Origin of the sequence: Streptomyces sp. NPDC090442 (assembly GCF_044769405.1) — a bacterium.
In the GTDB taxonomy this organism is placed as follows: domain Bacteria; phylum Actinomycetota; class Actinomycetes; order Streptomycetales; family Streptomycetaceae; genus Streptomyces.
Genome location: NZ_JBIVXW010000062.1, coordinates 1 through 12,509 on the forward strand (window position 1 = coordinate 1; position 12,509 = coordinate 12,509).

The following is a 12,509-nucleotide window of genomic DNA, read 5'->3' on the forward strand; positions in this document are numbered from 1 at the left end:
TCCAGGCACGGCGCGGCCGCATCCGCTACAAGATCGACGGGGAGAAGGGCTTCCCGCACACCATCTCGGCCACCGGGTTCTGCGACCGCCTGATCATCGCGATCATGGAGAACTACCAGCAGGAGGACGGCTCCATCCGGGTGCCCAAGCTCCTGGCGCCGTACCTCGGCACCGACCTCATCCCGGTCCGCCCGGTGGAACAACAGCGACCCATGGTCCGGTAGGAGACATGACCCACGCTGCCGCATCCCGCTTCGACACGGCCTTATCCGACTACCTCCTCGCCAACAAGTGGTTCCGGGAACGGTGCGACCACTGCGCACGCACCTACTTCGGCAAGTGGCACCGGTCCTGCCAGAGCCCCTGGTGTCCCGGCTCCCGTCCGGCGGACCTGGGTGTGCGGGGCGCGGCCGGGCCGCCCCGGCCGCCGTCGATGCAGTGGCAGCGCCTGCGCCGCGCCCTCGCGGGCCGCGGGGTGCCCCCGTCGGCCATGCCGAACCTCACGAGCGCGACCCGCGACACCGATCTGGTCGTCTCGGCCCTGCAACACCTCGATCCGGTGGTGCACGACGGGGCGCCGGCGCCGGTCGGCCCGTATGTCCTGGCCCAACCGTGCGTGCGCTGGCAGTACTTGCCGACCGCCGGGCGGGAGGACGGCGTCTCCTCCTCGTTCGTCAACCTCTCGTCCTTGGAGGTGGGCGGGCCGGATCTGGTGGAGCGCCTGGCGCACCACCTCGACATCTGGCTGGACGGCCTGTCGGCCCTCGGCATCCACGCCCGTGACGTGACCATCGCGCTCACCGACGAGGACTGCGCGTACGGGCCGTACGAGGGGCGCCGGGCCGATGTGAACTGCGCCGGCGTGGAGATCGGCGAGCTGAACTGGTACTACCGCGTCGCGGACGCGGCGGACCGCTCGCTGGCAGTGATCGACTGCGGTTTCTCCCTGGAGCGCATCCTGTCGACGGCGACCGGCGTGCACGGCTACCACGCGGCCCTCTCGCCGATCTATCTCGCCGGCGTCAAGGGCGGCGGCGTCGTCAACGACCGGGCGCGCACTCTGGCGTTGCTGTCGCTGTTCGGGGTGACGCCGGGCAGCCGCGGTCCGCGGCGGTACGCCCGACGGCTCGCCGACGAGCTGGCCGTCGCCCTGCTCAAGGGGGTCAATCTGCGCGGCTGCCTCGACCATGCCGCCGACTACTGGCGGCAGTTCGCGACGCCCACCGCGGCGCCGGCGGCGGCTCTGGCGACCGCCGGCGAGGCGATCGAGCAGCGGGCGATCGCCCGGCTGTCCGGGGCGCTGGGGATAGCGGTGCCGCCCCAGCGCATGGCGTTCGCCGAGGTCGCCGACTTCCTGGCGGTCCGCGCCGGCGGCTGGGAGGGGGTGTCCCGGGCCGTCGAGGCGCTGGACGCCGAGGCATGACCGGGGCCCGGGTGCGCGGCATCGGCCCGGACCGGTGCCGCGAACTCGGTCGTGTCGAGGGGGCGTTGGGTCAGTGCAGCGAGGAGAGCGTGCCGTCGATGGCGTCGGCGTCGACGTCGGGTGGCAGGTCGCGGCCGCCCGGCGGGCCGGGCCGGCGCGGGAGCGGTGCGGGGACGGTGTCGCTCAGTATCCAGTCGTGCAGCTCGCGCAGTTCCCGGCAGGGTTCGATGCCGAGCTCCTTGACCAGGAGGCGGTAGCCGTCCCGGTAGACGGCCAGCGCCGTCAGCCGGTCGCCGGACCGGCTGAGCGCCAACATCAGCTGGAGCCGCAGGCGTTCGTGCTGTGGATGGGCCTCGACCAAACGTTGCAGGTCGGGAAGGAGCTCCCGGTGGCGGCCGGCCTCCAGGAGCACCTCGAAGTAGTTCTCGGACAGCAGCAGCCGCAGTTCCTCCAGACATCGGATCTCCGCCGCCATGGCGACCGTGCCCATGAGGGCGGACAGCGGCCGGCCCCGCCACAGCCCCAGCGCCTCGGCGAACAGCGCGCCCGCGCGCTCGCAGTCCTGGGCGCGCCAGGCGGCGTTGCCGTGCCGCATGAGCCGCTGGCAGCGCCGGAGGTCTATCTCGTCCTCGTCGGCGGCGAGGAGGTAGCCCTTGCCGACGGTGTGCAGCCGCGGCTCGGGTTCGGCCGACGCCAGCGTGCGGCGCAGGCGTCCCACATACAACTGGACGTTCTTCACTGCGGATGCCGGCGGATGCGCGCCCCATAAGGCGTCGCTGATTTCCGTGACCGTCACCTGTCGGTTGGCGTGCAGTACGAGATACGCAAGGAGGATCTGTTGCTTGGTGCTGCCGAGGGGAAGTCGAGCGCTGTTCTGGGACATGGTCAAGGGCCCCAAGACAGTAAAATCCATCGTCGCTCTCCAGAGATGTTCTTAATGGCCGACGTCGATCCTGGACCCCGAGTGGTTCCCGTTGGCGCGGGACGGGAGTCGAATGCCGAGCGGTGCCCTGACGGATTGCCACGCCGTCTGCGGCCGGCATGGCGTGAGGGCTCGAAATGGCGGGCGGGGGGCGGGAGTTGACGTGCGGCACCGTCGACTCCGGGTCAACTATGTGTAGCAGCCACCCACGAAAGTGCGGAGGGAATGCGGTGCGGTTCGCGCCATATCGGCCGGTGCCACCGCACCGGCCGCTCCGCGCCCAGCCCGGAGTCCGGGCGAAAACCATGTGCCGCGAAAGCGAATCCGGGCGCGAACGCACGCGGTTGCCACCGGTAGGCCGGCGGGGATTCCCGGCCTTCGAACCACCGAAACCAGCTTTTCGCAAAGGAATCGCAACTGCATATGACTGGCAGTAAGAGGTGAAGGATTGGCAGAAAGTGACTCCTGAGGGCCCGGTGGCCAGAAGTCGGCCTCCAGATCCGGCCGCGTGATCGTTACGGTGATACCTGGACGGCCCGGAGAAAGAGCGTCATGACGGGGCGCGCGAAGCGGCCTCCCCTCCCCCGGGGCGCCGCGCCCTCCCCACCCCCCTTCGCCTCGGAGCCCGGTCTGCGGCGAAGGGAGACGACCGCGCTCGGGCCCGCGTCAAGGAATTCCCCCCAACCTCGCGACGAGCCGTACCGTGCCGGGACGCAGGACGGACGTGAAGGACTCAAGTGGACCGCCAAGCTGCCCGCATGCCCCGCGGCTGGATCCGGAGGCTGTTCCGATACTGCCGCCGGCACCCGCTCGCCCTGACCACCGTCGTGCTCGGCACCCTCGCCGGTACGGCCGCCACCGCCGCCGTCCCCCTGATCACCCGGGCGGTCGTGGACGACGTGATCGGCCACCGCCACCGCCCGCTCGCCCCGCTGCTCGGTGCGATGGCCGCGGTCGCCGTGGTCGGCTTCCTCGCCTCCTACGCACGGCGCCGCGCGGCCGGCCGGCTCTCCCTGGAGGTGCTGCACGACCTGCGGGCCGACGTGTTCCACGCCGTCGTGCACGCCGACGGACGGGCCCAGGACCGCCTGGGCAAGGGCCAGTTGATCAGCCGGATGACCTCCGACGCGGCCACCGTGCAGAAGCTGCTGGCCGACCTGCCGGTCATGGGCGGCGCGGCACTGCTGTTCGGGTGCGCGCTCACCGTGATGGTCGTGCTCTCGCCCTCGCTCACGCTCGTCGCCGTCGCCGTCGGCCTGGCGGTGTGGTGGGTCGCCAGCCGGGCCTACACCCGCGTCTCGGCGGCGGCCTGGCACGCCCAGGAGGAGGCCGGCGCGGTCGCCACGGTGGTCACCGGGGCGGTGGACGGCGTCCGCGTCGTCAAGAGCTTCGGCCAGGAGGACCAGGAGGAGCGCAGGTTGCGGACCGCGGCCCGCAACCTGTTCGCCTCCCGGGTGCGGTCGGTGCGGCTGCGCAGCCACTACGGGCCCCTCATGGGGATGCTGTCGGCGCTGGGGCAGGTCGGCATCATGGTGGTCGGCGGCTGGCTGGCCATCGGCGGCGCCATCTCGCTGGGCACCTTCCTCGCCTTCTCGGCGTATCTGGCCCAGTTGATGGAGCCCACCATGCTGCTGTCCGCCATGGTGACCGAGGCCCAGCAGACCCGGGCCAGCGCCCAGCGGATGTTCGAGGTCATCGACGGCGACGCCCCGGACCGGCCCGCCGACCAAGGCGCCGCGGCCCCGCGGGCGAACGGCGCCACCCCGCTGCCGGACGGCCCGGTCGCCCTCGAACTGGACGGCGTGTCCTTCGGGCACGACATGGGCCACCCCCTCCTACGGGACCTCTCCCTCACGGTCGCCCCCGGGGAGACCCTCGCCCTCGTCGGACCGGCCGGATCCGGCAAGTCCACCCTCGCCGCCCTGCTCACCGGCTTCTACCGGCCCACCGGCGGCCGGATCCGCGTCGGCGGTCGGGACATCCGCCAACTCCCCCTGGATTCCCTGCGATCCGTCATCGCCGTCGCGCTCCAGGACGACTTCCTCTTCCGTGGCACCGTCCGCGACAACCTCACCTACGGCCGCCCCGACGCCACCGACGCCCAGGTCGTCGCCGCGGCCCGGGCCGCCGAGGCGCACGCCTTCGTCGACGCCCTGCCGCAGGGGTACGACACCGAACTCGGCGAGCGCGGGCACACCCTGTCCGGCGGCCAGCGGCAGCGCCTGGCCCTCGCCCGGGCCCTGCTCCGCGACGCCCCGGTGGTCGTGCTCGACGACCTGGCCAGCGCCGTCGACGCCGAGACCGGTGCGGCCATCGACCGCAACCTCCGGGAGGCGCTGCGCGGGCGGACCGCGCTGATCCTCGCGTACCGGGAGTCCACCCTGGCGCTCGCCGACCGGGTCGCGCTCCTGGACGGCGGACGGATCGTCGCCACCGGAACCCACGCGGAACTCAAGGAACGCCACCCTCGCTACCGCGCCCTGGTGGCCACCACGGCCCCGCTCGCCACAGCCGCCCCGCCCGACCACGACGTCCCGCCGCCCCTCGCCACCGTCACCCCCGGCCCCTGGGCGCGGCGCGTCGAGGCGGCGGAGGCCCGGCGGGACCCCGACGTGGCCGCACTGCCCGCCGCCACCGACACCCCCGACATCGACGAACGGGCCGCCCGCCGGGTCGCCCCCGACTTCGGGCTGCCCCACCTACTCCGGCCGCTGGCCGGCCCGTTGGCGCTCTCCCTCGCCCTGGTCGTCGCCAGCGCGGCCGGCATCCTCACCCTCCCCGTCCTCCTCCGCACCGGCATCGACCAGGGCATCGCCCGGTCCGACCTGCCCGCGCTGACCGCCGCCTCCCTGGCCGGCCTGGCCGTCGTCATGGTCACCTGGGGCGTCAACGTGGCCAAGGACCGGGTCAGCGGACGCACCGCCGAACGGCTCCTCTACACGCTCCGGGTAAAGGCGTTCGCCCACCTACAGCGGCTGCCGTCGGACTACTACGCGCGGCAGGGCGCCGGCCGCATCATCACCCGGCTGACCGCCGACATGGAGAAGCTGTCGGCGTTCCTCCAAACCGACCTCACCACCGGCCTGTTCAGCCTGCTCTCCCTGGTCACCGTGGCGGTGGTGCTGCTGGTCATCAACGTCCCGCTCGCCCTCGCCGTGCTGGCGCTGCAACCGGCCCTGATCCTGGCCACGTTGGTATACCGCGCCAAGTCCACGCCGGTCTACCTTCGGGCGCGGGAGCGGGCCGGCGCCCTGGTGACCACGCTGGAGGAGACCGTCGCCGGGCTGCGGACGGTCCAGTCCTACCGTCACGAGCACCGCAGCGAGCGGGAGTTCGCGGCCCGCAGCCAGGACTTCACCGCCGCCCAGTTCCACACCCAGGTCCAGCTCGCCGGGTACTTCTCGTTCGTCCAACTGCTCGCGGACCTGAGCACGTTGCTGGTGCTGGCGCTCGGGGCGAGCTGGGTCACCGGCGGCGCGGTGAGCGCCGGTGTGCTCGCCGCCTTCCTCCTCTACATCGAGCTGTTCTTCTCCCCCGTCCAGGAGCTCTCGCAGGCGTTCGACAGCTACCAGCAGGCGTCCGCCGGTCTGCACCGGGTGCGGGAACTGCTGCGGGAGCCGGCACCCCGGCCCCGCCCGGCCGCCGAACTCCGGCCGCTGCCGGCCCGTTTGGACGGCCCGGTCACCCTGGACGGGGTGTCCTTCAGCTACCCGACCACCGCCCACGAGGCGCTCTCCGGCGTCGACCTCGTCCTCCCGCCCGGCCGGACCACCGCGCTCGTCGGCCGCACCGGCGCCGGCAAGTCCACCGTCGTCAGACTGCTGTCCGGGCTGCACGAGCCGACCGCCGGCGCCATCCGGATCGGCGGCGCGGACCTGCGCGACTACGACCCGGTCGGCTATCGGCGGCGGCTGGGCATCGTGCCCCAGGAGGCGTACCTCTTCGCCGGCACCGTCCGCGACAACATCGCCTACGGGCGGCCGGACGCCGAGGACATCGCGGTCGAGCGCGCGGCCCGGGCGGTCGGCGCCCACGACATGATCGCCGGGCTCGACCACGGCTACCACCACGACGTGGGGGACGGCGGCCACCGCCTCTCGGCGGGGCAACGGCAGCTCGTCGCCCTGGCCCGGGCCCAGTTGGTGGACCCGGACATCCTGATCATGGACGAGGCCACGGCGGCGCTCGACCCGGTTGCCGAGGCCGCGGTGGACCGTGCCCGCCGACTGCTCTCCCGGCACCGCACGACCGTGGTGGTCACCCACCGGCTGCACATCGCGGCCCGGGCCGACTTCGTGGTGGTGCTGGACGACGGGCGGGTGGCCCAGTCCGGGACCCATGCGGAGCTGCTGGCCGCGGGCGGGCGCTACGCCGATCTGTGGAGCGCGTCGGCCTCCACGGAACACCCCTCGGTGCCCACGGTGCCACCGCTGGCGGACCCGGCCCGCGCCGGGACGTAGGGAGGGGGAAGGAAAAACCGAAGGGAGTCCGCGCCCGTTCCGTTCGCACCATCACCAATCGGTATTGTCCGAAAGGCAGTTGGGCGGACTGTTCGGGCGGACGGTTCGCTCCCGTCGGTGAATTCCCGAACCAGGTTTCTGTATTGCTCCGGCGTAACGCCTCTGCCAGCTTGTATATGCCCGCGGACAAGGGGTTGCGGGCCAACGAGTAGCCGCGGACGGAATCGTCACCGTACCGGATGAATTCCTTCGCGCCACTTTTCCCTTCGGGCGTGCCGCAGTGCTGCGTTCCCCCGTCGGAACGCTCCCGCGCCACGCGGGAATTCCGGCGGGCGGTCCGGTGCGCGCGCCCAGAAGGGCCTTCCGGCAGAAGGGCGGAAAGGCCGTGCAGGGTCGGGGTTGTAGAGGTTTCAGCGGCGTCCGGGGAAGTCGGGGGCGTCGGCTCGTGCGGTTGCTACCGGGGCGGGCCGATCTCGCGGCGGTGCGCCGGGCACCGCGCAAGGACCTGTTCGCCGGGCTGACGGTGGCGGTGGCCGCGCTGCCGCTGTCCATCGGGTTCGGCGTGGCGACCGGGTTGGGGGCCCGCGCGGGGCTGGTCACCGCCGTGCTCGCCGGCGGGTTGGTGGCGGTGCTGGGCGGCGCCCGGTTGCAGATCACCGGGCCGAGCGGGGTGATCGCCGTGGTGCTCGCGCCGATCGCACAGGCGCACGGGGCGGCGGGGGTGCTCACCACGGGGCTGTTGGCCGGAGTCGTGCTGCTCGGCCTGGCGTTGACGCGCGCCAGCCGGTACGCGCGCTGGGTTCCGGCCCCGGTCGTCAAGGGCTTCGTGCTCGGCGCCGCCGTGGTGATCGTCGCGCAGCAGATCCCGCCGGCGCTGGGGAGGGCGGTGCCGCACGGGGAGGCGGTCGCGGCCGCCGCGGCGCGGGCGGCGGCCGGCTTCGTCGCCGCACCGGACTGGCCGGCCCTGCTCACCGCCCTGGCGACCGCGGCCGTCAGCCTGGTCGGGGCGCGACTGCGGCCGGCCGCGCCCTTTCCGCTGTTGGCCATCGCCGCGGCCACCGTCGTCGCCGAGGCCGCGCACCTGCCGCTGGCCCGGATCGGACACCTCCCGACCGGGCTGCCCGCGCCGTCCGGCGGCTTCCTGCTGCCGTCCGAGGTGCCCGCGCTGCTGCCCGCCGCCGTGACGCTGGCGGCGCTGGTCGCCCTGGAGTCGCTGATGACCGCCGCCGCGGCGGACGCGCTGAGCGGCACCGAACGGCACGACGGTCAGCGGGTGTTGTTCGGGCAGGGCATCGCCAATCTGGTGGTGCCGTTCTTCGGCGGGGTGGCGGCCACCGGCACCATGTGCCGCACCGCCATCAACGTGCGGTCCGGTGCCGCGTCCCAACTGGCCGCGCTGACCAATGCGGCCGCGCTCGCCCTGGTGGTGTGGAGCGCGGCGCCGCTGGTGTCCACGGTGCCGTTGGCGGCGTTGGCCGGCGTGCTGATCGCCACCGCGCTACGGATGATCGACCTCGCCGCGCTGCGCGCGCTGGGCCGGGTCGGCCGGGGCCAGGCCGCGATCGCCGCGCTCACCGGGGCGCTCACCCTGGCCGTCAACCTGGTCACCGCGGTGGTCACCGGGATCGTGCTGGCCATGGTGCTGGCGCTGCGCACGGTGGCCGCGACGGCGCGCGTCGAGCACGTGTGGATTCCCGCGTGGGTCCCCGTGCAGGGCGCCCCGCCGCTCGCCGGGCGACCGCCGTCGCCGGACGTACCGGGCGCGCCGGACCTGCCGGGCCCAACGACCGTTCCGGACGCGCCGGATGCGCAGATCTCGGTCCACCGCTTCGCCGGCCCGCTGCTGTTCACCACCGCCGACCGGGTCCTGCGGACGGTGCTGCCGTCGCGGGCCCAGGTGGTGGTGCTCGACCTGGAGCGGGTGACCGGCCTCGACAGCACGGCGATGCTCACCCTGGCCGAGGTGGTCGACCACCATGCCCGGCGCGGCGCCGCGGTCCATCTCTCCGGGGTCCGCGACACCCACCGGCTTCACCTCGGCGCCCTCGGCGTGCTGGCCAAACTGCCCGCGACGGGAGCCCTGTTCGAGACCGTCGACGAGGCCGTCGCACACGCCCACCAGCGGAACCGCCCCCGCGCCGCCACCCCGCCGGAGGAGCCGCTGCCGCACCCGCAGAACTGACCGGGCGGGGCCGCGGTCCCAGCCGACCGCCTCACCGGACCGCGGCCGCCGCCGCGTCGTCGTCGGTCTCGGCCCACGCGTCGTCCCCGGCCAACTCGACGTGGACCAGCAGGTCTCCCGAACCGCCGCCGCGCAGATGCCGGACGCCGTACCCGGCCAGCCGCAGCGTCTGCCCCGGGCGCAGCCCCGCGGGGATCCGGACCGACCGCACGCCGTCGAGCGTGACCACCTCGACGGTGCCGCCCGCGCGCGCCAGGGAGCGCGGAATGCTCCGGGTCAGGTGCAGGTCGTCGCCGTGCCGCCGCAGCTCCGGGTGCGGCAGCTCCACGATGTCGACGTACAGGTCGGCCCGCGGGCCGCCGCCCGGTCCGACCTCGCCCTCGCCGGCGAGTTGGATGCGGGTGCCGTGGTCGACGCCCGCGGGCACCCGCACGCTGAGGGTGCGCCGGACCCGCACCCGCCCCTCGCCCGCACAGTCGGGGCAGGGTGTCGGGATGCGCACCCCGAGGCCGTCGCAGTGGGGGCACGGGGCGGTCGGCTCCCCCTTGCGCACCCGGCCGTGGGTGCCGGCGCCGGCGCAGAGGCGGCAGACGTGCACGGGTGCGTCGGCGGCGGCGCCGCGGCCCGCGCAGCCCGCGCAGCGCGCGGCGCTGTCGAAGGCGAGTTCCGCGACCGTGCCGAGGGCCGTCTCGACCAGCGGCAGTTCCAACCTGACCAGCGCGTCCTCACCGCGCCGGGCCAGCGGCCCGCGCGCCAGGGAGGACTCCGGCTCGACACCGTTCCAGGCGTCCTTGAGGCGGGCGAACAGCCCCTGGTCGGCGGGCGTTTCCGGCCGCGGGGCAGCCGTGCCGGCGTCCGCGAACGCCGCCTCCTCCGAGGGCCGGTCCTCGGGCCCCGCCTCCCCCGACGTCGCGTCGGACGAACCGTCAGTCGCCCCCGCGGACGCCCCCGTCGACGCCCCGGCCGTCGCGACCGCCCGGGCCAACATCACTCGCCCCTCCAACTCCAGCCACATCTGCGGACGTTGTCGCGCCCCGCTGCGGTGCAGGTGCTCGTACGCGTAGTCGTAGAGCTCGTTGACGGTGATGCGGCCGTCCCGGTCGGTGTCCGCGGCACCGGTGCGCAGGCCCTCTATCAGGGCGCCGGTGAAGCGGGACGGCTGCGGCGCGGTGGCCTGGAGCTGGTCGCCCTCCCAGGCGTACTCGGTCCGGCTGGTCGCGGTGAGGACGGCCCGGCCGTGGCCGGCCAGTTCCTCCTTCACGTGCACGTGGTCGTCGCCCTTGGAACCGGGGAAGAACGCGCCGCTGTAGCAGCAGTCCAACAGCACGACGATGGTGCGGGCCCGGCAGCGGGCCATCTGGTCGTGCAGGAAGGCGGCCGGCACCGCGGTGGACGCCGGCAGGTCCTTGTCGGTGTCCCGGGCGGCGAAGTGCAAATGCCCCTCGTCGTCCTTGATCCCGTGGCAGGACAGGTGGAGCAGCAGCAGGTCCTCCCGGCCGCGCTGCCGGAAGAACTGCTCCAGGGCGCGCTTGACCTCGTACGACGCGGCGTCCACGTGCTGTTGGACGCGGAAGTCGCCGATGGCGGGGTCGCCGAGGACGGCGGCGAGACCCTCGCAGTCCTGGCGCGGCGAGCGCAGCGGCCGCAGGTCCGGGCTGTCGTACCGGCCGGTGGCGATCAGCAGGGCGTCCCGGCGACCGGCCGGCGCACCGGTCACCGGCTCACTCCTCGGGCTGCGGGTTTCCGGCCGGCTCGACCCGCGCCCGCACGAACGCGTCGATCAGCCGCCCCTGGTCCTCGCGGGAGGCGTTGGTCAACTCGATCTTCCCGCCGTCGAGTTCCACCGTGACCGTACGGACCGGGCGGTTGCGCAGCCAGGTGTCGACCAGATTCAGCACCTGGCGGACGAGCACCGGGGCGGCGGTGACGACGAGGGCCCCGACCGCGATCGCCTCGGCGGGCTTGGCGCCCGCCGGCGCCGGGGCGCCGCCGCGGGCCAACCGCACGTCGTCGACGTCGAGTTCGAGCAGCGCGCGGCGCAGTTGCTCGGTGAGCGCCGAAAGCTCCTCCGGATCGGTGTCCGACGCGCCCGTCAGACCGAGGGCCAGCCTGCTGGCACCTGTGTACATCCCGCCCCCTGTTCACGCATCGGAGCAGACAGTGTATGCGGCGGGCACGGCGCCCGGGTCCGGGAGGGAGCGGGCGCCGCGGCCCCGCGTGCACGGCCGGCGGCGAGCCGGTACAGGAGAGCAACGGCCGGTCGTGCGGCCGCCGTTCAGTCCCGCGGTGCGGCGCCGGCCGGTGGGCGCGCCGCGGTGCGGTACAGCTCCTTGGCGATGATCGAACGTTGGACCTCGGTGGCGCCCTCGTAGATGCGCGGGGCGCGGACCTCGCGGTAGAGGTGCTCCAGGAGGTGGCCGCGGCGCAGGGCGCGGGCCCCGTGGATCTGGACGGCCGCGTCGACGACGTACTGGGCGGTCTCGGTGGCGAGCAGCTTGGCCATCGCCGCCCGGCGGGCGATGTCCGGGGCGCCACGGTCGTAGGCGGCCGCGGCCGCGTACACCAGCAGTCGGGCGGACTCCACCCGGGTGGCCATCTCGGCGAGTTGATGGCCGACGGACTGCAGGTCCTTGAGCGGCCCGCCGAACGCGGTGCGGGTGCCGGCGTGCGCCACCGCGGCGTCCAGCGCGGCCTGCGCCATGCCGACCGCGAACGCGCCGACGCTCGGCCGGAAGAGGTTCAGGGTGCGCATCGCCACCCCGAACCCGCCGCCCACCTCGCCGAGCACGTCCGCGGCGGTCACCGGGGTGCCGTCGAGGACCAGGGTGCCGATGGGGTGCGGGCTGAGCATGTCCAGCCGTTGGCCGCCGAGGCCGGGGCGGTCAGCGGGGACGAGGAAGGCGGTGATGCCGCGGGGACCGTCGGCGCCGGTGCGGGCGAAGACGGTGGCGAAGTCGGCCTCCGGGGCGTTGGAGATCCAGCACTTCTCGCCGGACAGCCGCCAGCGGCCGGGGCCGTCGGGCGCGGCGGCCAGGGCGAGCGCCGCGGCGTCCGAGCCCGCGCCGGGCTCGCTCAGCGCGAAGGCGGCGACGGCCCGCCCGGCGGCCACCTCCGGCAGCCAGCGGTCCCGTTGCTCCGCGGTCCCGGACTGGAGGATCGGGCAGGCTCCCAGCCCCTGGAGCGCCAGGGCGGTCTCCGCCTCCGTGCACTCCTGCGCCAGGGACTCCCGCAACAGGCAGAGGTCCAGCGCCCGCGGGCTGCCCCCGTCGGGGAAGAGGCGGCGCAGCAGGCCCAGTTCAGCGAGGGCGGCGACCAGCGGCCGGTTGACCCGGCCCAACTCCCCCCGCTCCGCCAGGGGACGCAGCCGTTCGGCCGTGTCGGCGCGCAGTTGGGCGCACCATTCCTCCTGCTCCGGTCCCAGTGCGAATGCGGTCACAAGGCGGCTCCCCTGGTCAGCGGTACCGGTCGCGGCGACGGCCCGGCGACCGGTTATCGCGGTCTGTTGACTGCCGTCACGAAGAC

The 12,509-nt window shown here is 74.1% G+C and carries 7 protein-coding genes and 1 pseudogene; 4 read left to right on the forward strand and 4 right to left on the reverse strand.

Annotated elements, in window-relative coordinates:
• Nucleotides 1-224: pseudogene (locus ACIQU6_RS33045) on the forward strand (hypothetical protein); the annotation flags it as partial.
• A gap of 5 nt (nucleotides 225-229) precedes the next feature.
• Entirely contained in the window at nucleotides 230-1,423 is a 1,194-nt protein-coding gene (locus tag ACIQU6_RS33050; protein ID WP_403485414.1) for a hypothetical protein, read from the forward strand.
• Nucleotides 1,424-1,493: 70 nt separating this feature from the next.
• On the opposite strand, the gene ACIQU6_RS33055 is transcribed toward ACIQU6_RS33050, so the two are convergent.
• Nucleotides 1,494-2,306, reverse strand: coding sequence for a BTAD domain-containing putative transcriptional regulator (locus tag ACIQU6_RS33055; RefSeq protein WP_403485415.1), 813 nt, complete (start codon nucleotides 2,304-2,306; stop codon nucleotides 1,494-1,496).
• Between the two features lie 797 nt (nucleotides 2,307-3,103).
• On the opposite strand from ACIQU6_RS33055, the gene ACIQU6_RS33060 reads away from it, so the two are divergent.
• A complete protein-coding gene (locus tag ACIQU6_RS33060) occupies nucleotides 3,104-6,805 on the forward strand; it encodes an ABC transporter ATP-binding protein (protein ID WP_403485416.1) in 3,702 nt (1,233 codons plus the stop codon).
• Nucleotides 6,806-7,250: 445 nt separating this feature from the next.
• On the forward strand, nucleotides 7,251-8,987 hold the full coding sequence (locus ACIQU6_RS33065) for a SulP family inorganic anion transporter (protein WP_403485417.1): 1,737 nt from the start codon (nucleotides 7,251-7,253) through the stop codon (nucleotides 8,985-8,987).
• 31 nt (nucleotides 8,988-9,018) lie between these two features.
• Here ACIQU6_RS33065 and ACIQU6_RS33070 read toward each other — a convergent pair whose 3' ends face one another.
• The 3 genes from ACIQU6_RS33070 to ACIQU6_RS33080 form a co-directional block, all read right to left on the reverse strand.
• Nucleotides 9,019-10,704: a DnaJ C-terminal domain-containing protein gene (locus ACIQU6_RS33070; protein WP_403485418.1), complete on the reverse strand. Its 1,686-nt coding sequence runs from the start codon at nucleotides 10,702-10,704 to the stop codon at nucleotides 9,019-9,021.
• 4 nt (nucleotides 10,705-10,708) lie between these two features.
• The gene (locus tag ACIQU6_RS33075) at nucleotides 10,709-11,116 is read right to left on the reverse strand and encodes a hypothetical protein (RefSeq protein ID WP_403485419.1); all 408 of its coding nucleotides are present in this window, start codon (nucleotides 11,114-11,116) and stop codon (nucleotides 10,709-10,711) included.
• 146 nt (nucleotides 11,117-11,262) lie between these two features.
• On the reverse strand, nucleotides 11,263-12,423 hold the full coding sequence (locus ACIQU6_RS33080) for an acyl-CoA dehydrogenase family protein (RefSeq protein WP_403485420.1): 1,161 nt from the start codon (nucleotides 12,421-12,423) through the stop codon (nucleotides 11,263-11,265).
• Between the last annotated feature and the right edge of the window lie 86 nt (nucleotides 12,424-12,509).

Bases quoted from the DNA above. Each gene is read 5' to 3' on its own strand.
- ACIQU6_RS33060 (WP_403485416.1), top strand. From the start codon at position 3,104: ATGCCCCGCGGCTGGATCCGGAGGCTGTTCCGATACTGCCGCCGGCAC.
- ACIQU6_RS33055 (WP_403485415.1), bottom strand. From the start codon at position 2,306: ATGTCCCAGAACAGCGCTCGACTTCCCCTCGGCAGCACCAAGCAACAG.
- ACIQU6_RS33050 (WP_403485414.1), top strand. From the start codon at position 230: ATGACCCACGCTGCCGCATCCCGCTTCGACACGGCCTTATCCGACTAC.
- ACIQU6_RS33075 (WP_403485419.1), bottom strand. From the start codon at position 11,116: ATGTACACAGGTGCCAGCAGGCTGGCCCTCGGTCTGACGGGCGCGTCG.